This window comes from Sphingomonas sp. 67-41 (genome assembly GCF_001899725.1).
GTDB lineage: Bacteria > Pseudomonadota > Alphaproteobacteria > Sphingomonadales > Sphingomonadaceae > Sphingomonas > Sphingomonas leidyi.
The window spans coordinates 64,422-87,146 of sequence record NZ_MKWJ01000016.1 but is presented as its reverse complement, the minus strand read 5'-3'; the positions used below and the strand labels follow the sequence as shown (position 1 = coordinate 87,146).

The 22,725-nt window shown below is 67.2% G+C and carries 18 protein-coding genes; 11 read left to right on the top strand and 7 right to left on the bottom strand.

Features of this window, described 5'->3' with window-relative positions:
• The 3 genes from BGP17_RS08660 to BGP17_RS08650 form a co-directional block, all read left to right on the top strand.
• A partial coding sequence (locus tag BGP17_RS08660; protein ID WP_286711694.1) for a DUF6883 domain-containing protein occupies nucleotides 1-1,907 on the top strand: 1,907 nt, incomplete at its 5' end.
• Between the two features lie 7 nt (nucleotides 1,908-1,914).
• Nucleotides 1,915-2,112, top strand: a complete 198-nt coding sequence (locus BGP17_RS08655) for a DUF4926 domain-containing protein (RefSeq protein ID WP_286711693.1) — start codon at nucleotides 1,915-1,917, stop codon at nucleotides 2,110-2,112.
• A 249-nt stretch (nucleotides 2,113-2,361) separates the two neighbouring features.
• Nucleotides 2,362-2,643, top strand: coding sequence for a hypothetical protein (locus BGP17_RS08650; protein ID WP_286711692.1), 282 nt, complete (start codon nucleotides 2,362-2,364; stop codon nucleotides 2,641-2,643).
• Between the two features lie 40 nt (nucleotides 2,644-2,683).
• Here the strand turns inward: BGP17_RS08650 and BGP17_RS08645 are convergent, their stop codons facing one another.
• The 3 genes from BGP17_RS08645 to BGP17_RS08635 all read right to left on the bottom strand — a co-directional run bounded on the left by BGP17_RS08645 (nucleotide 2,684) and on the right by BGP17_RS08635 (nucleotide 7,254).
• The gene (locus tag BGP17_RS08645; protein WP_286711691.1) at nucleotides 2,684-2,974 is read right to left on the bottom strand and encodes a hypothetical protein; all 291 of its coding nucleotides are present in this window, start codon (nucleotides 2,972-2,974) and stop codon (nucleotides 2,684-2,686) included.
• Nucleotides 2,975-3,244: 270 nt separating this feature from the next.
• Nucleotides 3,245-6,262, bottom strand: a complete 3,018-nt coding sequence (locus BGP17_RS08640; protein ID WP_286711690.1) for a TonB-dependent receptor plug domain-containing protein — start codon at nucleotides 6,260-6,262, stop codon at nucleotides 3,245-3,247.
• Between the two features lie 29 nt (nucleotides 6,263-6,291).
• A complete protein-coding gene (locus BGP17_RS08635) occupies nucleotides 6,292-7,254 on the bottom strand; it encodes a glycosylasparaginase (protein WP_380925215.1) in 963 nt (320 codons plus the stop codon).
• 593 nt (nucleotides 7,255-7,847) lie between these two features.
• On the opposite strand from BGP17_RS08635, the gene BGP17_RS08630 reads away from it, so the two are divergent.
• The 4 genes from BGP17_RS08630 (at nucleotide 7,848) to BGP17_RS08615 (ending at nucleotide 11,386) form a co-directional block, all read left to right on the top strand.
• Nucleotides 7,848-8,240 (top strand): DUF2946 family protein, encoded by a 393-nt coding sequence (locus tag BGP17_RS08630; protein ID WP_286711688.1) that lies wholly within the window; start codon nucleotides 7,848-7,850, stop codon nucleotides 8,238-8,240.
• A gap of 96 nt (nucleotides 8,241-8,336) precedes the next feature.
• Nucleotides 8,337-10,529, top strand: a complete 2,193-nt coding sequence (locus BGP17_RS08625) for a TonB-dependent receptor (protein WP_286711687.1) — start codon at nucleotides 8,337-8,339, stop codon at nucleotides 10,527-10,529.
• Between the two features lie 52 nt (nucleotides 10,530-10,581).
• A complete protein-coding gene (locus tag BGP17_RS08620; RefSeq protein WP_286711686.1) occupies nucleotides 10,582-10,989 on the top strand; it encodes a MerC domain-containing protein in 408 nt (135 codons plus the stop codon).
• A complete protein-coding gene (locus tag BGP17_RS08615; protein WP_286711685.1) occupies nucleotides 10,982-11,386 on the top strand; it encodes a hypothetical protein in 405 nt (134 codons plus the stop codon). Before BGP17_RS08620 ends, BGP17_RS08615 begins: the two co-directional genes overlap by 8 nt.
• Before the next feature lie 9 nt (nucleotides 11,387-11,395).
• Here BGP17_RS08615 and BGP17_RS08610 read toward each other — a convergent pair whose 3' ends face one another.
• Genes BGP17_RS08610 through BGP17_RS08600 form a run of 3 tightly spaced genes read right to left on the bottom strand, consistent with a single transcriptional unit; the run spans nucleotide 11,396 to nucleotide 16,776 of the window.
• A complete protein-coding gene (locus tag BGP17_RS08610) occupies nucleotides 11,396-12,325 on the bottom strand; it encodes an alpha/beta hydrolase (RefSeq protein WP_167300983.1) in 930 nt (309 codons plus the stop codon).
• Nucleotides 12,325-15,387: a TonB-dependent receptor domain-containing protein gene (locus BGP17_RS08605; RefSeq protein WP_286711684.1), complete on the bottom strand. Its 3,063-nt coding sequence runs from the start codon at nucleotides 15,385-15,387 to the stop codon at nucleotides 12,325-12,327. The genes BGP17_RS08610 and BGP17_RS08605 overlap by 1 nt, the downstream gene beginning before the upstream one ends.
• A gap of 54 nt (nucleotides 15,388-15,441) precedes the next feature.
• Nucleotides 15,442-16,776 carry a dicarboxylate/amino acid:cation symporter gene (locus BGP17_RS08600; RefSeq protein WP_286711700.1) on the bottom strand — a complete coding sequence of 445 codons (1,335 nt, stop codon included), beginning with the start codon at nucleotides 16,774-16,776 and terminating at the stop codon, nucleotides 15,442-15,444.
• Nucleotides 16,777-16,994: 218 nt separating this feature from the next.
• On the opposite strand from BGP17_RS08600, the gene BGP17_RS08595 reads away from it, so the two are divergent.
• Complete coding sequence (locus BGP17_RS08595; protein WP_286711683.1) at nucleotides 16,995-18,779, top strand: sensor histidine kinase; 1,785 nt, start codon at nucleotides 16,995-16,997, stop codon at nucleotides 18,777-18,779.
• On the top strand, nucleotides 18,779-20,131 hold the full coding sequence (locus BGP17_RS08590) for a sigma-54-dependent transcriptional regulator (RefSeq protein ID WP_167301179.1): 1,353 nt from the start codon (nucleotides 18,779-18,781) through the stop codon (nucleotides 20,129-20,131). The genes BGP17_RS08595 and BGP17_RS08590 overlap by 1 nt, the downstream gene beginning before the upstream one ends.
• Nucleotides 20,132-20,221: 90 nt before the next feature.
• Here the strand turns inward: BGP17_RS08590 and BGP17_RS08585 are convergent, their stop codons facing one another.
• Nucleotides 20,222-20,467: a hypothetical protein gene (locus tag BGP17_RS08585; protein WP_167300979.1), complete on the bottom strand. Its 246-nt coding sequence runs from the start codon at nucleotides 20,465-20,467 to the stop codon at nucleotides 20,222-20,224.
• A gap of 195 nt (nucleotides 20,468-20,662) precedes the next feature.
• On the opposite strand from BGP17_RS08585, the gene BGP17_RS08580 reads away from it, so the two are divergent.
• Both BGP17_RS08580 and BGP17_RS08575 read left to right on the top strand, forming a co-directional pair.
• Nucleotides 20,663-21,373, top strand: a complete 711-nt coding sequence (locus BGP17_RS08580; protein ID WP_167300978.1) for a response regulator transcription factor — start codon at nucleotides 20,663-20,665, stop codon at nucleotides 21,371-21,373.
• Nucleotides 21,374-21,378: 5 nt separating this feature from the next.
• On the top strand, nucleotides 21,379-22,683 hold the full coding sequence (locus BGP17_RS08575; RefSeq protein WP_380925209.1) for an ATP-binding protein: 1,305 nt from the start codon (nucleotides 21,379-21,381) through the stop codon (nucleotides 22,681-22,683).
• The last annotated feature ends 42 nt before the right edge of the window (nucleotides 22,684-22,725 follow it).

The window sequence follows — 22,725 nt, the reverse complement described above, 5'->3', positions numbered from 1 at the left end:
TCACCATCCCGGCGGGGGTGATGCGCAGTTCGAACAGCGCGGCGACGTTCAAGCCCTATGACCCGGCCGAAGCGCTGGGCAGCCTCAGCCCGACCACGCCCAAGCCCGCGCAGAAGGGCAACAAGTGCGGCGCGCTGGGCGCGATCCTGATGATTGCGATCGCGGTGGCGGTGACGGCGCTGACGCGGGTGCCGTTCGCGAAGCTGTTTGCGGGGCTGGGCGTGGGAAGCACGGCGGCGCCGGGGGCTGCGCTGCTGGCGGGCACCGGCCAGATGACGATCGGGCTGACCAGCGCGGCCAGCATCGCGGGCGGCGTGGCGGCGGGCGTGGCGGGGAGCGTGGCGAGCCAGGCGTTCGGGGTTGCGGCGGGGATCCAGGACAAGTTCAGCTGGAAGGGGGTAGCGCTGGCGGGGATCAGCGCAGGCGTGGCGGCGGGGCTGGCGGGCAGCTTCGACAAGATCGCCGGCAGCCCCTTCCTGGGCGACGCCGTGCGCGGTGCGCTGGGCAGTGCGATCGGCCAGGGCATCGGGGTGGCGACCGGGCTGCAATCGAAGTTCGACTTTGCCGGCGTGGCGGCGGCTGGGCTGGGGATGGCGGTATCGGGCGCGATCGGGCTGGATGGCTTTGGCGGCAGGCTGGCGCGCAACACCGCCGGCGGCCTCGCCAACGCCGCGGCGCGCAGCCTGCTCGACGGTACCAGCTTCGGCGACAATATCCTCGCCGCTCTGCCCGATATCATCGGGCAGACTGTCGGGGATGCGGTTGCGGGCAAGGTTGCGGCACGCAATACCGAAAGGCGTGAATCCCTGTCGGGAATACGAGCTTCCACTGCGACAGAAGGGGCATCTGACCTGGGGGGAGGGGACCTCTTTCGCTTGATTGTCGAGGCTGCTCGTCAAATGCTTGGCCTCTCCGACGAGGCTTCAATCGTCGTCACCGGCCAACGGGAATCCTGGCGCGACATTGCCTACGGCCCCGTCGAAAACCGCTTTGCCGATTTGCTTCAACAGCAGCGGATTACCTCCACCCTCAGCCTGCGCGATCAGGTCAGGCGTTTCGACGGCTATCGACGCCTCGACGGCTATCAAAGCCCGCCCGCGCGGCCGCCTGGAACGAGCATCAGCAGCGCTCCACGCGGTGCCTTGGGATATGGGAGTAACGTGGTCGGAAGTGTGGGGCATTATGTCCAGGGCCTCACTGCCAGCACCCTGAAGAGTATCGTATCTTCCGGCGGCAACACCGGGCAGATGTTCAGGGACGCCATAGGCAATGGGAGCCATGCGGCCACAGCGATCGTGAGCGAGACCCTCAGGTCGCTATATCCGGACAATGACGACATGTTCTCGGCACAGGCCCGCGCTGCGAACAATGCACGGCATCCGTTCCTGCTTGATCCCAACCATGTTTCCAGCAATGCGGAGAAGCGAGGGATCATCGCCGCTACCGTGGTTTCCCTGGTTGGTGCCAGGGGAATGGGCGTGCGTGGGGGCGCAGGGGCCGCAAAGACGGCACCTATCGATATTGCGGCGAATGAAGCTGCTTGGGCGCGCGCGGCTGCTGAAGCCGAAGGGCCTTATTCTCTGGTTGGCGCAAATCGCGCCGTTATCGACCCGCGCAAACTAACCGACTACGCTCTCAATCCCGCTCATCCTGTTGGCGGGAATAAGGCTCGGGTGTTTGAATCAGCATTCGGCTTCAATTCCGGCAATGCCGACAATCTCATGCTCCAACTTCGGGAAGGTGTTATGAGTACCCCTGCGACGATCGGTAAAATCGACCAGTATGGAACACGCTTCACGGCCGATATTCCAGTGAGAGGACCGACGGGCAGCGGGTCTGTTCGGACAGGCTGGATATATAGGCCCGGGTCAAATACCCCTGAGCTGACAACCCTATTTCCGAAGTGAGGAAGTGATGCAGGCAAAAGTCAACGATACCGTGCGTCTCACAGAGATGCTCCCGAATGATGGCCTTCTTCAGGGGGCTATCGGCGTGGTGGTCGCCGAATTTTCTGAACCGAATGAAGCGTATGAAGTTGAGTTCAGCAACGATGAAGGAGTCACTGTCGCTCAGGTGGCTTTACTGCCCGACCAGTTCGTAGTCATCAAATAAAACTTTTTGGTATAGTGCCAAGCTCAAGAATCTGGATACGTCCAGCCCACTTAGCGAGGCTACCGCTGCGCGAGTTCACGAAAAAAGAAACGGGTTTAAGCAGCAAGACAGAGACATGATAAAGATGACGGGCCTTCAAGGTCCTGTCCGCTTGGTGCCGAATTTAAGAAGCGCTACGGGCGTGTATGTGAAGAATCCTACTACGGGATCGTGGGAAACGATCACCCTGTATCCAGCGAGGTAAAACCAATGACCTATCTAGAGAATCTGCTGGCTACGGTGTTTTCAGCGGATGTGGGCCTCTCCGATAGCGGTATCGCACGCGCTCTCGCCGATATACGCGCTAACCCCGACCGTAGAGAGCTGGACGGGTTGCGTGATGAGTTGCAGGTAATGCTCAATAGCAACGACGCAGATTGGGTAAGCCTGCTGGGCAATGAAAAATCGGAGGTGATAATCGTTGATTCGCAGGAAGAAGGTAGGAAATTCATAGTTGATAATGTTTGGAATCCGCTCTTCACTGAGAAGTAACCGCCGTAGAGAGTGAAGGGATTTAAGCGTTCATGGGGTATCATAAAATAGAGATGAGAGCGCGGTCCGGCTTGCAATGTAGGATATCGTCTGTTGTGCTGTCCCGGCGGGCATCTGCCTGCCGCTCTTTGATCCGGTGAGCCTCGGCGTTGTTCAACCATTCGGTTGAACGCGCCCTGAAATCATGCGGGAACATCAGCACGGTCAATGAATCGTTTAACCGAGCGGCATCGCCACCACCCAGAGCTCGAGCTACGACCTTATCGGCAACAAGCTTACCGAATATTCCACCCGCGCCGGCGTAGTGATCCAGAACGAACGCCTCTGCCATCTATGACGCGCTGAACCGGCTCATCCCCTGATCGGAATCGAGCGGCGATGCGAGCATCACTTCGGCGGCCAATCTCGCCTATGAATATGACGCCAAGCCCAACTTCCCGCGCACGCTCTGCAAGGCAAGCGCAGGGGCATATAGATTGCACTCGCGCGCCCCTTGAAAGCGTTGCCGCTGTTAGCGGCCGGCGCGGCGGGGATCACCGCCCTCGCCCCAACGCCCGAATCCCCCGGAGACCCAGTCTCCGGGGGACGGGCCACCCCAGGATTACAGGCGTAGCGAGACACCGGCGACGATCTGTCGGCCGAGCAGGTCATAGCCCATGATCGTGTTGCCGCGCAGCAGGCCGATGCGCGAACGGCTGTCCGGCACGATCGGCGGGTCGCGGTCGAAGATGTTGTTCGCGGCAAGCCGGAACGTCATCTGCTTGTTGACGTCGAAGCTGAGCGCCAGGTCGAACCAGTCATAGGCCTTGATGCCCGGGAACTGGTCCCGCCGCTGGCTGGGATCCGCCGTCGGGATGCCGGTGCTGGCCGGCGCATAGACGTCGAGCGGCATGGCCGAGCGATGGCGCCAGTTCAGCGAGACGCTGGCGATGCGCTCCGGCAGGATCCAGGTGGTGCGCATCTGGTGCGCCCATTTGGGCATGCTCTCGCCGCACGAATTGCCCCAATAGCCCACGCAATTGCGCGACGTGGCGGTGGGCGATGCCTGCGAGGCGACCCGCGTCATCAGCGTGCCGTTGAAGCTCATCTCGAGGCGGCCGACCGAACCCATGCCGACGTCATACTGGCCCTGGAAGTCCCAGCCATGCGACTGCGAGCGATAGCCGTTCGCCGAACCGCGCGCGACCCAGCCCGTGGCCGGACGCGTCGCCGGCGAGCTGTACAGCGTGCCGTTCGCATTGCGGACGATGGCGCGGCAGAAATAGTCGTTGCCGGTGCTGAGGCAGTCGTTGATCAGGTTCTGCGGCTGGAGGAAGTCGAGCTGATCCTTCAGATCGATCAACCAGCGATCGACCGAGACGGTCAGCCCCGGCACGAAGCGCGGGCGGAGGACCACGCCGAACGTCTTGGTATAGGCGGTTTCCGGCTTGAGGTCGAAGCCGCCTTCGCGGACGGTGCAGCGATCGTCCGGGCAGATCAGCGTGGTGCTGCCATAGAGATTCGCCGGCAGGCCGGTGTTGGCGCATTGCTGCTGCGTGGCGACCGGGGCGATGCGCGGTGCGCTGGGGTTGGCCGGATCGATCCGGGGGGCGCAGGGATCCGCGTAGAAGCCCTGGTTCCAGAAGATGTTGGACGCGCTGGCGGCGGTGCCGACGCCCGGGGCCGCCTGTGCCTTGTTGAGCGACGCACGGAAGCTGATGTCCGCGACCGGCGACCAGATGCCCTCGATCTTCCAGGTGCCGAACTTGCTGTCCAGGCGGTTATATTTGGACAGGCGGTAGCCGGCGTTCAGCTGAAGCAGCTTGGTCCAGGGCCGGTTCTCGACCAGCGGTGCCTGGATTTCGCCAAAGGCCTCCAGGATGTTCTGGGTGACGCGCTGGTTCGTGCCGCCATTGTTCTGCTGGTAGATCGCGTTGACGACGGTGCGTTCCATCTCCTCGCGATATTCGCCGCCCAGCGCGATCGCGATGCCCTGTTCGGCGAGGGGCGAGGCAATGCCGTATTTGCCGAGATCGCCGCTGATGGTGCCGACGAACTGCAACAGGCGCGGAATGCGCGTGCTGATGCCGCCAGAGGCGTTGCCATAGAGATAGTTGTTGAGCGCGGCATCGTTGTTGAACGGCGCGAAGGCGTTGAACGGCACGCAGTTCCTGTCGGTGCCGTTGACCACCGAGCGGCAGGTCGGGCGGCCGTTGACGTTCACCACGTCGAGCGAGCGGTTGACGCTGTCGAACTTCGCGAACGGCACGTCGATGGTGTCGAGCTGCGCGCGCGAGAGCATGCCCGCGACGTCATAGGACCAGACATCGTCGAGCACCCGGCCGCGCAGGCCCGCGACGACGCGATAGCCGGTGTTGGTGAATTGCTGGCGGACCAGCGGCATCCCGTCGAAGCGATAGCGCACGTCGAGCGGCGCATACTGGCCCGCCACGCCCGCGTTCGCACCGCACAGCGTCTGCGCCTGCGACGCCGAGAGGAACGGGTTGTCGCAATTCACCTGATAGGGCGTGCTGCCATAGACGCTGTACGAATAGGTGCGGTTCAGCTGGGTGTTGTACGACTTGTCCCGATACCACAGCACGTTGCTGTACAGCTCGACATGGTCGTTGATCTGCGCGGTCAGGAAGCCGCCGGCGTTGACGCGGTTGAACGGCCGCTGGAACGCCCAGTCGTCATAGGGATTGGCCGAGGCGCCTGCGGGGCCGCTGTTGATCGGGATGAAGGTGCCGTTGCCGTTCGGGTTGTTGACGAGCACCGTCCCGGCGCTGGCGCCGGCGCGCGGGATGATCGTGCCGGCCGGCGTGTAGCTCGCCCGCGAGCAGGAGAGCGGCGAGGTGTTGCTCGTCGTCACCACTTCGCAGACGGCGTTCGCGCGGTCGCGCAGGCGAACGAGGCTCGACTGGCGATAGTTGACGAAGGCCGAGACATTGACGCGGTCGTTGAACAGGTTGGTGCCGGCGGCGAGGCTGACATCGGCGCGGGCGCCGTCATTGCTCATGCCGCTGGCCGAATCGAACCCGGCCCGCCGCGCGGCGTCGGTCACCGCGCTGGAACGGTTGTTGTGGTTGAAGAAGCTGTAGTTGCCGTCGACGCGGATGCCGCTGAAGTTCTTCTTCAGGATGAAGTTGACGACGCCCGCGACCGCGTCCGAGCCATAGACTGCGGAAGCGCCGCCGGTCAGCACGTCGACTCGCTCGACCAGCGCGTTCGGGATGATGCCCACATCGACCGTGTTGGGCAGGCCGATGCGCATCCCGTCGACCAGCATCAACGTGCGCTCATAGCCCAGGCTGCGCAGCTTGATCCGCTGGCGGCCTTCGGAGTCGCTGAAATTCTGTTCGGAGTTGACCTGCACCTGCGGCAGGCGGTTGAGCACCTCTTCGATCGTCGTCGCGCCCTGTGCGGCGATCTCGGCGGAGGTGGTGGTGGTGATCGGCGCGGCCGAGCGGTTGTTCGGGCGCACGATGCGAGTGCCGGTAACGACGAGGGAGCCCTCGTCCCCGGCGCTGGCGGTGGAGTCCCTGCCAGTTTCCGGCACGGCGTCCTGCGCCATCGCGGGCGCGGCGAGCAACACCGCGAAACACGTCGAACTTAGCAACAATGCATTGAATTTCTTCATTACTTCCCCCCTTTTGGAAATCGATTCGGTTACTTGGTCGTTGCGAGATTCTTTAAATTCCCGGCGGTCTGGATCCGGGTTCGCCCCGCAGGGTCGGTCGCCGCGAAGGTGAAACCGGGTTGGAGCGCAAAGGCCCCGATCCGGCCGCGATGGTCGATCGCGAGGAAAGCCACCTGTGCGTCGCGCACGGCGTCGCCGCGCAGCCTGGCGATGTGGAGCACGGCCTCGCGGCAGGCGGCCTGAGGCGTCATGCCGGCGCGCATCGACGCGACCACGCGTGCCGATCCGGCGATCCGGGTGACTTCCTCGCCTACGCCGGTGGCGGTGGCGGCGCCGACACCGGCCTCGACGAACAGGCCCGATCCGGCCTGGGGCGAATCACCGACGCGGCCGCGCAGCTTGAATGCCATGCCGGACGTGGTGCAGGCGCCGGCGAGCTGCCCGCCGGGCGCGCAGAACAACATGCCGATCGTGTCATGGTCGAGCGCCGAGCCGCGCAGGTTCTCGCTATTGGCGACCGGCTTGTACCGGGCGGTCTTCAGCCAGTCGCGCCATGCCCTTTCGGCTTCGGGCGTCGGCATCGCGACCTTGTCGAAGCCCTCGGCCTCGGCGAACTGGTGGGCGCCTTCGCCCACCAGGAACGTGTGCGGCGTCTTCTCCATCACCCGGCGCGCGACCGAGATCGGATGCGCGAAATCCTCGAGCGCGGCAACCGCGCCGACATTGCCGCGATCGTCCATGATGATCGCATCGAGCGTCACATGCCCGTCGCGATCGGGATAGCCGGCATGGCCGACCGAATGATTCTCGGGATCCGCCTCGGGGATGCGGGCGCCGGCTTCGACGGCGTCGAGCAGGCTGCCGCTCTTCTTCCACTGGGCATAGGCCGCGGCGTTGGCGGCGGCGCCGAAATCCCAGGTCGACAGGATTAGCGTGCGCTCCGCAGGGCGGGCGAGCGCGGGCGCGGCGAGGTCGAGGGCGGCGCTTCCCATTCCCAATGCCATGGCGCCGCGGCGAGAGGTTTCCATCGACGAACAACACCCTGAATTACCCGGCCGCCCGAACGCGACCTTCATTTGCCGGGGGCGCCGATCTCACGCCACCGATCGCAATGAAGTTGTCATAGGTGAAAATTCATTTCAATTCCCAAAAAGACCGCCGATGCCATATGTCGCGAACATCCCGCGTGGCAGTTGCAAAATTACGCCACTCGCGCCGGGGCGGAGCGTGGAGCGGCATCCTTGCCGATTCGTGCCGGGAGCATGTTCGCGGGGGGCGGGCAGTGCTTTGCCAGGGCCCCTCCGTCAAGCCATGGCTCGATCGGCACGCGCGCGATCCGCGCGCGGACGGGGATCGGGGAGAGTGCCGGACAATCGATGCAATCGCGCGGGTTTGCCGGAAATGGCAAGCGAGCCTGGCGGCCATCGTTCCCGGTTCCGGATCCCCGCCTGCGCGGGAATGGTGCTGGGAAACCGGATGGGGCGCGGCGGAAGGATGGAGGCCCCCGGCCGCCGGTATATGAGACTTTACAACATAACACCTTTATTGCATCGCGGCATCCGTGAATGGCAGTCGCCCGAGTCGCTTGCGCGAAACGAGGCCGCGGCGTGGCGGAGATCGGGCCGCGACGCGGTGGGCGCTCCTCTGCGCCCTGCTCTTCGCGTTCGTCTGGCAAGGTGCCGTCGTCCAGACGCACAATCACTTCGATCGCGGCTTTGCCCTGGAAACGGCAAGGCCGGGTGCGAGCGGCACCGGCAAGGCGACGGATCGCCAGGCGCCCGCGGATTCCCCGGCCAGCTGCCCGATATGCCGGGAAGTTGCGAATATCGGCGCGGTGCTGCTTCCGGCGCCCGTCGCGCTTGCCGCGCCGGCGCCGGTCGCATTCCGTGCGGCGCCGGTGCGACTGCCCAGCCTCTCCTTCTTCGAACCTCCGCGAACCGCGCGCAGCCGGGCGCCTCCACCGCCGCTCCAGGCCTAGGGGATCGGGACCGCCCCGGTACGGCGCAGGTGCGCGCCGTGCCCTCGCGTCCTCGTCCCTCCCGCGAAAAACCAAGGTTCTCGGAGTCTAATTTCCATGCGTCATCTGTTCCTGCTGCGCGCGGCTACGCTCGCGCTCGCCATCCCCGCTGCCGCGCACGCCGCCGGCCCCGACAGCAACAACCCGCCGGCGCCCCCGGCCAAGCCCGCCCCCGCGGACGATAGCGGCCCGGACGGGCAGAGCACGACCGGCAACAAGGGCAACGAGATCGTCGTCACCGGTATCCTGCCGACCAGCGAGCGGGATGTGCTCGCCGGCACTTCGGTCGTCTCGGGCGAAGTGCTCACCCGCGATCTGCGCCCCAGCATCGGCGAGACGCTGTCCAAGCAGCCGGGCGTCTCGGCCACGTCCTTCGGTCCCAGTGCCTCGCGCCCGATCCTGCGCGGCTTCCAGGGCGAGCGCGTCCGCGTGCTCACCGACGGGATCGGCTCGATCGACGTCTCGAACACCTCGGCCGATCATGCGGTGATCATCGATCCGCTGCTGGCCGAGCGCATCGAGGTGCTGCGCGGTCCGTCGGTGCTGCTCTATGGCTCTTCGGCGATCGGCGGCGTGGTCAACGTGATCGACAAGCGCATCCCGCGCACCCTGCCCGAGAATGGCTATGACGTGGATGCGATCGCCACCTACGGCTCGGCCGCGAAGGAGCGCTCGATCGCGGGCTCGGGCGATGTGGCGCTGGGCGGGCATTTCGTCTTCCACGCCGACGGTTCCTATTCGAAGAGCGACGACCTGAAGATCGGCGGCTATGTGCTGAGCCCCTCGGCCCGGGCGCAGGCGCTCGCCGCCGCGGCAGGGCCGACCACGCCCGACGACCCCGATTTCGCCGAGACCGCGGCGCTGAGGGGCAAGCTGCCCAACACCCAGGCCGAAACCTGGACCGCGGGCGCCGGCCTGGCCTATGTCAGCGATACCGCCAATATCGGCGTGTCCTATTCGCATTATGACAGCCTCTACGGCGTGCCCATCCGCTATGCGCTGGCCACGGGCGAAGAGCAGGAGGCGCCGCGCCTCTCCGTGCTCCAGAACCGTTTCGATTTCCGTGCCGACGTGGATACCGGGGGCGGCTTCATCGACAAGGTTCGCGCGCGCGCCGGCTATGCGAACTATCGCCATTTCGAGCTCGAGGAGGACGGCTCGATCGGCACCGCCTTCTACAACAAGGGCTTCGAGGGGCGGCTGGAGCTGGTCCAGGCCAATCGCGGCGGCTGGCAGGGCGCCTCGGGCGTCCAATATTACCATCGCAACTTCAACGTGGTCGGCGACGAGGCCTTCCTGCCGCAGAACAATACCAGCCAGGTCGGCCTGTTCACGCTGCAGCAGTTCGACTTCGGCAAGCTGCGCGCCGAGGGCGGCATCCGCTACGAGCATAGCAGCCTCCAGTCGAACCCGGCGGCGGGCGATCTGCGCTTTCCCAATACGAAGCGCAATTTCGACGCCCTTTCGGGATCGGCGGGGCTCTCCTATGCCCTGTCCGACGATGTCCGCATCGGGATCAACGCCTCGCGGACCGAACGCGCGCCTTCGGGCGAGGAGCTGTTCGCCAATGGCGGCCATGCGGGCACCCAGGCCTGGGAGCTCGGCAATCCGAACTTCGGTCTGGAGAAGTCCTGGGGCCTCGAGACGACGCTGCATGTCCACAAGGACGGATTCAGCTTCGACGCCTCGGCCTATTATGACTGGTTCGACGGCTATATCTCCGAGAACCAGGTCGCGCAGAGCGTCTGCGAAGCGGCGGCGGCGCCGAGCGGCCGCACCGTCGATCTGCCCTGTTTCCAGTTCCAGCAGGTCAAGGCCCGCTATTACGGGCTCGAGGGCGACCTGTCCGCGCGGCTCGCCCGGATCGGCGACTATGCGATCAACTTCGACCTGCTTGGCGACTATGTCCATGCCAGCCAGGGCAACAATGGCGATCCGGTGCCCCGCATCCCGCCGCTGCGCGTGCTCGGCGGCCTCGAGGCGCAGTCGAGCCTGCTGACCGCCCGCGTCGAAGTCGAGCATGTCTGGGCCCAGGATCGCATCGCCGCGTTCGAGACGCCGACCGACGGCTATACGCTCACCAATGCCTCGCTGAGCTTCAGGCCGTTCGCCCAGAACCGGAAGATCTCGTTGACGCTGAGCGCCAACAACATCTTCGATGTCGATGCGCGGCGCCATTCGAGCTTCCTGAAGGACTTCGCGCCGCTGGCCGGCCGGGACCTGCGGGCGACGCTGCGGCTCGGCTTCTGATGACCGGCCGGGCGGCGTGCCGCCCGGCCTCCCTTCGGTTTGGAGATATCGCATGCGTTGCGATCCGCACGCACGCCGTACCCGCGCGATCGACCTGATCGAGCACGCGGCGGTCGGCGCATCTCTGCTTTGCCTGGTGCATTGTGCCGGCCTGCCGCTGCTGCTCGCGGCCCTGCCGGCGCTTTCCCAGGTGCTGGCGATCCCCGAACAGCTTCATGTCTGGCTGCTCGCCTTCGCCATCCCCAGCTCGGCGCTGGCGCTGACTGCCGGCTATCGCCGGCACGACCAGCCGGAGATGCTGGCGCTCGGCGGTGCCGGGCTGGCGCTGATGGCGGCCGCGGTGTTCGCCTTTGCCGAAAGCGCGGCGGAAGCGCCGGTGACGATCGCCGGCAGCCTTTGCCTTGCCGCGGCGCATATCGGCAACTGGCGGCTGCGGCATTGCGGCCACCGCCATGGCTAGGCGGCGCGCGGGGGCGCTGGCCGAGCGGATCGTCGCGCTGCTCGCACAGGCCCCCGGTCCGCTCGGCGGCCTGGAACTGGTCGAGCGGCTCCGGGACGGCGGCGATCCGGCCGCGCCCAGCCTCGTGTTCCGGGCGCTGCGCCAGCTCGTCGATGCCGGCAAGGTGCAGAAGCTGCTGTTGGCGCGCGGCTATCTGCTGCGGGACGGCGACCAGCCGCTCTATCTGCACTGCAGGCATTGCGGCGCGATCCTGGTGGCGCCGGGCGAAGCGGTGCGGGCAGCGGTGGAAGCGGCGGCCGGGCGCGCCGGCTTCCGGACGTACCGAATCTTCGCGGAGCTTCCGGGGTGCTGCGCCGACTGCGCCCGCAAGCGCGACCGGCGCGGGCCCGTGCCCTGATGGCGCGGATCAGGGCAGGACCTTGTGCAGCCGCAGCCAGGTGAGGAACAGGTCCGGCCATTGCGACACGGGAGTGCCCGGCTTGCCGGCGCCCCAGCTGTGCCCGCCCTTCTCGAAGACGTGGAGCTCCACCGGCCGCCCGGCCGCGCGCATCGCCGCGAACATGCGCAGCGAATGCTCGACATTGGCGATCGGATCGTCGGTGGCGTGCGCCAGGAAGACGGGCGGCGTATCCGGCCCCACCTGCGCCTCGACCGAATAGGCGTCGCGATAATCGGGCAGGACCGAGAGCTTCTTGCGCGTTTGCGTCGTGTCGATCGGCGGGCGCATCGAGACGACCGGATAGATCATCCCGGCAAATGCCGGGACGGCGCTCAGCCGGTCGGCCTCGTCGGCGGGCGGATAGAAGTCATGGCCGCCGCGCGTCGCCATCATCCCGGCGAGGTGCCCGCCGGCCGACATGCCGACCACGCCGATCCGCGCGGGATCCAGGCCCCAGCGCGCGGCGCCCGCCTTGAGCAGCCGGAGCGTGCGCTGGGCGTCCTGGAAGGGCGCGTCCGCGTTCCAGCCGTCGCCGGGCAGCCGGTAATAGAGGATCACCGGCGTGATGCCGGCCGCGGCGAGCCTGGCGGCCACGTCCTTGGCCGAGCCGATCTGGATGCGGAAATAGCCGCCGCCGCCCAGCAGCAGCGCCGCCGCGCCATTGGGATGCTTCGGCCGATAGACTTCGTAGCGCGGCTCCGAGATGTTCGACCAGGAGCCGGTCTGCCCGCCCTCGTTGCCGATCTTCTCCGGGCCCGTCGGCTTGCCGAAGCCGGGCGCCTTGCCCGGCCACACCGCATGGACCTCGGGCGTGCCCAGCCCGTCCTGGGCGAGGGCGGGGCTGGCCGCGGCGAGAACCGCGGCCAGGAGGGAGAGGAAGAAGGACAGGCGCAGCATCAGAACCTCTTGCCGATCGTCATGTAGAGATAGCGGCCATAGGGGCTGTAGAGCGAGCCCAGATAGCCGTCGGCGGTGATCGGCGGCTGCTTGTCGAAGAGGTTGCGCGCGCCAATGCGGATGCGCGTGTCGTCGAGCACGCCGCCCTTGAAGCGATACTGGGTGTAGAGGTTGAACGTCACCTGGCCGTCCAGCTTGTAGGGGCGGCCGTTCGCGTCGAGGAAGTTACTGTCATAGACGGTGTCGATATAGTTGGCGAAGGCACCGACCTGCCAGCCGCTCTTCGACCAGGTGAGCGAGCCGGTGACGCGCCACTTGGGCTTGCCGCGGTCCGCGATCAGGTCGCGCGCATCGGTTAGCGGGGTGGCGGCGTTGATCTGCCCGGCCGTGCGCGCGTCGAACAATGCCTGCACCGCCGGCGGGGTATCGCGCGAGAACTTGGTCAGCCGCGCGCCGTTCAGCGCCAGGTCGAACTTGCCGATGCGGGTGCGGACATTGTAGAGCAGCGCCAGGTCGACGCCCTGCACCGTCTGCGGCAGCAGGTTGACGAACTGGTCGTTGATCCGGGTGACGACGCCCGCCGGGGCGAGGCCGGTGCCGGTGAAGACCGGGGTGTCGTCCGCCGTCGGCGCGGCGCGGATCACGTTCGGGTTGCTCGATCCCTGCAGGCGCAGCAGATAGTCGAGCACCAGCGCGTTCTGCGCGCCGAACTGGCCGACGATACCGGTCTGCTTAATCGACCAGAAATCGGCGGTGAGCGTCAGCCGCCCGGCGCTTTCCGGGATGAACTTGGGCTGGAGCACCGTGCCCAGCGTCCAGCTGGTGCTGCTCTCCGGCTTCAGGTTCGGATTGCCGCTGACGAAGATCGAATAGCTGATGCCGCGCGAGCAGGCGCCGTAATTGGCGATGCGCCCGGCGCGCAGATCGGCCTCGCAGCGATAATAGTCGGTGTTCGAGTTGAGGCGCGAATAGGCGACGGTGTTGGTCTGTTCGAGGTTCGGTGCGCGGAAGCCCTGCGACCAGGAGCCGCGGATGCGCAGGCCGTCGACCAGGTCCCAGGCCGCGGCGACCTTGGGCTTCGCCACCGAGCCGAAGTCGCTGTAATGCTCGTAGCGCCCGGCGAGCTGGACATCGAGGCGATGGACCAGCGGCACGTGCATCTCGGGCGAGACCACCGGCACGGCGAGCTCGGCAAAGGCAGAGAAGACTTCGCGGTGCCCCTTGGTGCTCGGCGTCGGGCTCACGGCGGCCACGTTCGACAGGTTCGTCTCGCCGGTCACCATGTCGACGAAGCCGATCGTGCCGTTGAGATTGGGATCGCGGTCGTCGCGCTGGGTCTCGCGGCGGCCCTCGATGCCGAAGGCGATGCCGAGATTGCCGCCGGGCAGGGCAAGCAGCCGCGCGTTCGACATCTTGAAGTCGGCCAGCGCGAGCGTCGTCCTGGAGCGGCGCTTGAGCTTGAACTGGAAGGAATCGATCGTGGCGGCAGAGGCGGGCGAGCAGTCGCCCACGCTCGGCGTCGCCGCGCAGCCGCCGCTGAACGGATTATACGCATCCGGCGTCGACAGCGCGAGATTCTGCTGCAGCTTGGTCATGTTGATGGCGTTCGAGACGTCGGTCGCCTGCGCCGCCGAATAGAGGATCGCGCTGTCGAAATCGAAGCTGCCGATCTGCCCCTTCAGGCCGCCCAGGAAGCGGGACTGCCAGTTGGTGACGTTCACTTCCTGCTTGCCGGCATCGACGAAGCGATAGGTGGAGAGGCGCACCGGCAGGCCGGTGGCGGGCACGTTGGTCAGGTTCGGGATCCGGTTCGGATTGGGCTGGCCGTTGAGCGTGGTCGGTCCGAACGGGTTCCAATAGTTGGACGCCGGGATGACGATGGCGTTGAGGTTGATCGTCGGCGGCTGGATGCGGCGCGTCTCGGCATAATAGAAGCCCGCTTCGCCATAGGCGGTCAGGCTGTCCGAGATGTCGTAATGCGCGCTGGCGAAGCTGTTGTAGCGGTTGATGCGCGGTGAAACCGTCGTCCCCGGCCGCGTGTCGAACCGTTCGTTGCGCAGCGTCGAAGCGGTCGCGCGCGTGCCGCTGCCCAGGCAGGTGTCGGCGCTGAGCGCCACCAGGCAGCCCGGATTGGCGCTCGACTGGGTGTGGAACGCGCCCGCCGAGGAGGTCAGCGCCTGATTGCCCGGGCTGCGGCGGATCGTGCCGGGGCCATTGACGACGGCAAGGTTCGCCCAGGGCGACTGGGTGGCGCGGCCGTCGGCGGTCAGGTTGCCGGCATAGGCGGGGTCATTGGCGAAATAGGACATGAGGTTGTCCGTCGCCGTATAGGGCTGGTCCTCGGCCAGCTGGGCTGTGCGGTGGGTATAGTCGAGATACAGCGAGACGTTGCCGCGGCCGCCGGCGAAGTTGCTGCCGGCCGTGCCGGTCACCTGGAATTCGCGGCGATGCGTGCCTTCGGCCCCGCCATAGCGGAAGTCGAGCGAGCCGCCATGGATGTTGGTCCTGGTGACGGTGTTGACCACGCCTGCCACCGCGTCCGAGCCATAGATGGCCGCCGCGCCGTCGCGCAGGATCTCCAGCCGCTGGATGCCGGCCACCGGCAGCGAATTGGCATTGTAGCCGAGCACGGGGACATTGCCGTCACCTGCCTGGCTGGTGGGGTGGTTGACGAGGCGGCGGCCGTTGAGCAGCACCAGCGTGTTGCCCACGCCCAGATTGCGCAGGTTGATCGAGTTGACGTCGCCGCGCGCCGCGTTGCTGGTCTGGGGATTGTTCGCTTCGTTGAAGGTCACGTCGCCGGCCTGCGGGATCGAGCGGAACAGCTCGTCGCCCGAAAGCGCGCCGGTGGCGTCGATCTGGTTGGCGTCGATCACCGAGACGGGGAGGGCGGCGGTGGTGCTGGCGCCCTTGATCTGGGTGCCGACCACGACGATCTCGTCGGTCGCGGCAGCCCCTTCCTGTGCCGCCTGCGCTTCCTGCGCCTGCGCCGCTTGCGCAAGCATCAGCACGCCGAGCGCGCTGCCCGCCGTCAAGGCGATGTGCCGATATCCCTTCCTCATGCATTCTCTCCCTGTTCTATTTTTTCTTGTTCGTTTCTGGTCTTCTGTCTTGCTCTAGGCCGCCTGGCTCCGCTCCAGGCTCTCTGGCTGTGCATGGGGGCGACCCGAGAGCGCAGCATCCAGCGCGGCGCGATCGAGCTTGTTCTCCCAGCGGGCGACGACGATCGCCGCCACTGCGTTGCCGACGAAGTTGGTGAGGCTGCGGCATTCGCTCATGAAGCGATCGACGCCAAGGATCAGCGTCATGCCGGCCACCGGCACGCTCGGCACGATCGAGAGCGTTGCCGCCAGGGTGATGAACCCGGCGCCGGTGACGCCGGCCGCGCCCTTGGAGCTCAGCATCGAGACGAGCACGAGCAGGATCTGCTCCTCCCAGCTCAGGTGCACGCCCGTCGCCTGCGCGATGAACAGCGCGGCGAGCGTCATGTAGATGTTGGTGCCGTCCAGGTTGAACGAATAGCCGGTCGGCACGACCAGGCCGACCACGCCCTTCTCGCAGCCTGCGCTCTCCAGCTTGGCGATCAGGCTGGGCAGGGCGGCTTCGGACGACGAGGTGCCCAGCACCAGCAGCAGCTCGGCCTTGAGATAGCGCAGCAGCTTGAAGATCGAGAAGCCGTTGAACCAGCCGACCGCGCCCAGCACGACCAGCACGAAGAACAGCGAAGTGGCGTAGAAGGTGCCGACCAGCCAGGCGAGGTTGCCGAGCGATTCGACGCCGTATTTGCCGATGGTGAAGGCCATCGCGCCGAACGCGCCCAGGGGCGCGACGCGCATCAATATGCCGACGACGCGGAAGACGATCAGCGCGACGCGCTCGACCAGGTCGAGCACCGGCTCGGCCGGCTTGCCGACCAGCACCATGGCGATGCCGAACAGCACCGCGACGAACAGGGTCTGCAGGATCGAGCCCTCGGTTAGGGCGGAGGGGAGCGTCGTCGGGATGATCGACATCAGGAAGCCGATGACGGTCGTCTCGTGCGCCTTGTGCGCATAGTCGGCGACGGCGCTGCCATCGAGCGTGTGCGGATCGACGTTCATCCCCGCGCCCGGCTGGACGACATTGGCGACGACCAGGCCGATGATCAGCGCGAGCGTGGAGAAGAACAGGAAATAGCCGAATGCCTTGGCGGCGACGCGGCCGACCGAGCCGAGCTCGCGCATGCCGGCGATGCCGCTCACCACGGTGAGGAAGATCACCGGCGCGATCACCATCTTCACCAGCTTGATGAAGCCGTCGCCGAGCGGCTTGAACGACTCGCCGACGGAGGGCCAGAAATGGCCGATGGTCACGCCCAGCGCGATTGCCACGAGCACCTGGAAATACAGGTGCCGATAGAAGGGCTTGCGGGCAGCGATCGGCTGCCCGTCGGGGATCGACTGGATGATCATATTCTCCTCTCGTCGCGCCGGCATGGCGCGCGCACCCTCTTGTGTCGGGGCCTTGGCCGTGCACCATATCCCTCTCGCTACGGCCCTCCAGAGGTTCGGATTTTTCGGGATAAGTATTTGATTTTCATATATTCATGCGGAGTGCGCCATGGCGGCGTCGCGGAAAAGCGTGTGAGAATCCGCGCGGATACTCTCGAAATGTGCGATAAACCGCACAAATGAGACTCCGAGCGCCGCTCCGATATCGGCATCTGCTGCTCGCATGCGCGATGATTGCCGCGATTCTGCTGCTCGCCTGGGCGGGCAGCCGCTGGGCCACGGGCCAGGCGCGCGCCTCTGCCGACGCAGTGGCACGGCAGACCGCGCGCGCGCATGTCGGGCTGCTGACGAGCGAGCTCCAGAAGTTCCGGCTGTTGCCGCTGGTCCTCAGCGAGAATCCGGAGATTGCGCCGGCGCTGCGCGGCGGCGATCCGGTGGCGCAGCGCCGGCTGAACGCCACGCTCGAGCTGCTGGCCGCGCGCACCGATGCCGCGGTGATCTACGTCATCGATCGCCATGGCAGGACGGTCGCGGCGAGCAACTGGCAGCTGCCGACCAGCTTCGTCGGCCAGGTCTATGGCTTTCGGCCCTATTTCCGCGACGCGATGGAGCGCGGCGCTTCGGAGCTGTTCGCGCTGGGCACGATCAGCGGCCGGCCGGGCCTGTATCTCGCGCGCCGGGTCGATCGCGGCGGGCAGGCGCTCGGCGTGGTCGTGGTCAAGGTGGAGTTCGACGATGTCGAGGCGGCCTGGGCGCGGGGCCCCGGCATCACCATCGTCACCGATGCGCATGGCGTGATCCTGGTCACCTCGATCAGAAGCTGGCGCTTCCAGACGACGCGGGCGCTCGATGCAGCGACGCTCGCCGATGCGCGCCGTACGCTCCAGTTCGGAGCGCAGCCGCCCAGGCGCGCACCGCTCACCATCGACGGGGCCGTGGCGAGCGTGGCGGCGGGGGGCAAGGCGCAGCGTTATCGGGCCGCCGCCGAGCCGGCGCCGCTGGCGGGCGCGCATCTGATCCATCTCGCGCCGCTCGAGCCGCCGCTCGCGGCCGCGCGCACCCAGGCGCTGCTGATCGCATTGGCGATCCTGCTGACCGCCGGCATGCTGCTCGGCTTCGCCCTGCGTGCCGCCGAGAAGCGTCGCCTGCAGCGCCATCACCAGGCGCGGCTCGAAGCGGAGGTGGAACGGCGCACCGCCGAGCTGCGCGACGCCAATGCCCGGCTGATCGTCGAATCCGACGAACGCATCGAAGCCGACCGCCGCTATCGCGCGGCGCGCGAGGAGCTGGCGCAGGCCAGCCGGCTCGGCTCGCTCGGCCAGATCACCGCCGGCGTGGCCCATGAGATCAATCAGCCGGTCGCGGCCATCCGCACCTTCGCCGAGAACGCCACGACCTTCCTCGATCGTGCGGCGACCGACAATGCGCGCGCCAACCTGAAGCAGATCGTCTCGCTGACCGAGCGGATCGGCACGATCACGGCGGAGCTCCGCGCCTTCGCCCGGCGCAAGACGCCGGCAGAGGGGAATGCCGAGCTGGGCTCGATCCTGGACGGCACCCTGCTGCTGCTCGGCGAGCGCGCGCGCGGCGTGGTGACGCTCAGGATGCCCAGGGGATTGCGCCAGGTCGTGGTCCGGGGCGACCGGATCCGGCTCGAACAGATACTGATCAACCTGCTCCAGAATGCGCTCGACGCGATCCAGGGCGCGAAGGAAGCGCGCGTGCTCGTGCAGGGCGCAAGGGAGGGGGAGGCGGTGCGGCTCTCGGTGATCGACAATGGACCGGGCGTCGACCCGGAGATCGCGGACACGCTCTTCTCGCCCTTCACTTCGGCCAAGCCGGGCGGCCTCGGCCTGGGCCTCGCCATCGCCCGCGACATCGCGCGCGAGTTCGGGGGCGATATCGTGCATGCGCCCAATCCGGGCGGCGGCACGGCGTTCCATCTCCTGCTGAAGGCTGCATGATGCTCGCACCCGACAACGCCACCGTGATGTTCGTCGAGGATGACGAGCAGCTGCGGCTCGCCACGGTCCAGACGCTGGAGCTGGCCGGGCTCCGGGTCCTGCCCTTCGATCGCGCGGCGGCGGCGCTGGCGCGGCTGACGCCGGACTTCCCCGGCGTGGTCGTCTCCGACATCCGCATGCCGGGCATGGACGGGCTGGAACTGCTCGCACGCATCCGCGCGGTCGACGGCGACATCCCGGTGCTGCTGGTTACCGGGCATGGCGACGTGCCGATGGCGGTTGCGGCGCTGCACGACGGCGCGTTCGACTTCATCCCCAAGCCCTTTGCCGCCGAGCGGCTGCTCGCCGCGGTTCGCCGTGCGCTCGATCGCCGCGCGCTGGTCATCGAGAATCGCCGACTGCGCGCCGCGGCCGCCACTGCCGCGCAGGAGGAGAGCCCGCTGATCGGCGAAAGCCCGGCGATGGTCAGGCTGCGGGCGATGATCGGCCAGCTCGCCGAGACCGATGTCGACATCCTGCTCGAAGGGGAGACCGGCACGGGCAAGGAGCTGGTCGCCCGGATGCTGCATCGGAGCAGCCGGCGGCGGGGCAAGCCCTTCGTCGCGGTCAATTGCGCGGCGCTGCCCGAGGGGATCGCCGAGATCGAGCTGTTCGGCCACGCCGCCGACAGCGTGCCGCACACCAGGCTGTCGCGCACCGGGCGCATCGCATCGTCGAGCGGCGGCACGCTGCTGCTCGACGAGATCGACTCGATGCCGCTGGCGATGCAGGCACGCCTGTTGCGGGTGCTCGAGGAGCGCGAGGTCCAGCCGATCGGGGCGGAACGCCCGGAGCCGGTGGACCTGCGCGTGATCGCGACCGCCAAGGAGGATGTCGCGGGGGCGGTTGCCGCCGGCCGGTTCCGCGCCGACCTCTATTATCGCCTGGCGACGATGCGGCTGCGCGTGCCGTCGCTGCGCGAATGCACCGGCGACGTGTTCCTGCTGTTCGCCGCGTTCATCGAGGAGGCCAAGCAGCAGCTGGGCGTGGGCGACGTGGCGCTGGATGCGGCGGTGCACGCGCATCTTGCGGGTCATGGCTGGCCGGGCAATGTCCGCGAGCTCAGGAACTTCGCGTTCGAAGTCGCGGCGGGCCGGAGCCTTGCCGGTGCCGAGGGGCCGGACGGCCGGGCGGATCTTCCGGCGCGGGTGGCGAAGTTCGAAGAGAATCTGATCCGCGATGCGCTGCTGCGGCACGGCGGCCGGGTGTCGCTGGCGCTCGCCGAGCTCGGCGTCCCGCGCAAGACGCTGTACGACAAGATCGCGCGCTTCGGCATCGATCTGGCCGAGATCAAGCGATCGGGCCGGGCCTAGGCTGGGGACCCGGCATCGCGGCCGGCGGCAAGGACGGCCCGCGCAGGTGGGGCTGCGCGGGCCGGGGACACGGGAAGGAGGGGTGTGTCCCTATCGGGCCTTGGCCGATATGTTCTGCGCGTCGCACTTGGCGCGTACGGGCAGGGCGGTCTTGCCCGCCTGGTGATGGCTCTGGGCCGGCTGGCACGCCGGCTTGTCGCGCATGCGCCAATGCGCGACCGGTGTCTTGCCCGAGGGCGCCCAGACGAGCTGGTGGGTCTCGTGCAGCGATTGGGCCTGCACGGCCGGGGCGAGGAGCAGGAAGGGTGCCGCCGCGGCGGCAAGGGCGAGTTTCATGCGATCTCCTATGTCCGATGCCCGGAGATAGCGACGGCGCCTGAGCGGTGCTTTGCCCGCCTGTAAGGAAGATTTTCCCTCCGATTGCCAAGCGATGCTGGTTCGTGACAAAGCATTGCTGTAATCCCTGGGCGGCCTTGAGGGTGCCCCGGGAGACGCCTAAGTGCCGGCAATGAGTTTTTGCGAGACCATGGCATGAGCGCCCCTGTCATCGTGCTGGTGGAAGACGATCCCGCCCTGCGCACCCTCACGGCGCGCGCGCTTCAGGAAAACGGCTATTCGGTCCGCCAGGCGGCCACGGCGCCGGAAATGTGGCTGGCGTTCGAGAACGGGCCGGTGGACCTGGTGCTGCTCGACATCATGCTGCCCGGTACCAGCGGCATCGACTTGTGCCGCGAAGTGCGGCGCAAGAGCGATGTGCCGATCATCTTCGTCAGCGCCAAGGGCAGCGAGCAGGATCGCGTGCTCGGGCTCGAACTGGGCGCCGACGATTATCTCGGCAAGCCTTTCAGCACGCGCGAGCTGATCGCGCGGATCCGCGCGGTGCTTCGCCGTGGCGGGCTCGAGCGGATGGCGGGCGGGGACCGCGAGACCCAGGCGCATTTCGACGGCTGGACCGTCAACTTCCCGCGCCGCGAAGTGAAATCGCCCAGCGGCGCGGTGGTCGAGCTGACCGGAGCGGAGTTCGATCTGCTCGCGGCATTCCTCGGCCAGCCGCAGCGCGTGATCGCGCGCGAACGCCTGGTCGAGCTGTCGCGCGTCCGCCTCGGCGACAGCTCGGATCGCAGCGTCGACGTGCTGGTCAGCCGGTTGCGCCGCAAGATCTCCGCAGCCGGCCACCAGCCGCCGATCGGCACGGTGCGCGGCATCGGCTACATCTTCCGCGCAGAGGTAACCCGCTCCTGAGCCTGGTGCCGCGCCATCCGCTGGGACTGCTCGGCAGGATCCTGCTCATCCTGCTGCTCACCGTCGCGATCGAGTTCGGGGCGAGCACTTTCCTGTACGAGCGCGCCTCGCGCTATTCGATCGAGGAAAGCGACGCGCACCGGCTCGCGGAGCATCTGGTGATCGCCGAGAAGCTGCTGAGCGAGCGCCCGGTGGCCGAACGATCGGATGCCGCGCGCGAGCTCACCACCGATCGCTACATCGTCCGCTGGTCCCCCACCATTCCCGAGCGTCCGGCCTTCCCGCCGCGCCAGAAGCGGATGGAGGCACAGGTGACCAATTGGGAGAAGGGCCTCGCCGCATCGCATCTGCAGCTGCGCCTCGCGCCGAGCACCCATGGCTCGGTCGTCGCCGGCGAGATGCGCCTGGCCGATGGCAGCTGGATCGTGTTCAAGACGCGCGAGGCCGTCCAGGTCTGGCAGTTCGCGATCGAGCGCACGCTGGTGGCGCTGGTGCCGGCGCTGCTCCTGCTCACGCTTGGCGCGCTGCTGATCCGCAGCACGCTGCTGCCGCTGCGCAAGCTGGTCCGTGCGATCGGCAGGGTCGGCTCGGGCGACGGCGTGACGGTGGTGGAGGAAGAGGGCACCGCCGAGATCCGCGGGCTGATCCACGCCTTCAACGGCATGCAGCGCCGTATCCATGAACTGATCGAGAACCGTACCCAGGCGCTGGCCGCGGTGGGGCACGACCTGCGCACGCCGCTCGCCCGGCTCCAGCTGCGGCTCGAGGACGTGCGCGACGAGGACAGCCGCCGCGCGATGCAGGACGACGTCAGCGAGATGGACGACATGATCGCCTCGCTGCTCACCTTCCTGAAGGGAGAGGACGATCCCGAGCCGGCCGTCGCGGTCGACGTCGCGGTGATGGCGGCGACGCTGGTGGAGGACGCCACCGATCGCGGACGCGACGCGCGCTATTCGGGGCCGCAGCATCTGGAATGGGTGGCGCGCCCGTCGATGCTTCGCCGCGCGCTGAGCAATCTGATCGAGAATGCGCTGCACTACGGCAAGTCCGTTTGCGTGACGGTGGCGCGCGAGGAGGCGGAACTGGTCTTCCGCATCGAAGATGACGGGCCGGGCATTCCGCCGGCGCAGATCGAGGAGGCGATGCGCCCCTTCGTCCGCCTCGACGTGGAGCGTGGACGCAATACCAAGGGGTTGGGCCTCGGGCTTGCCATCGTCCAGCAGGCGGTCGCGCTCGAGAAGGGACGGCTGACGCTCGCCAATGCCGAGCGCGGGGGGCTCATCGCGGAAATCCGCCTGCCCGGCTGACGGCAACACTTTCTCACAGTTCCGCTGCGCTGCGGCAAAACT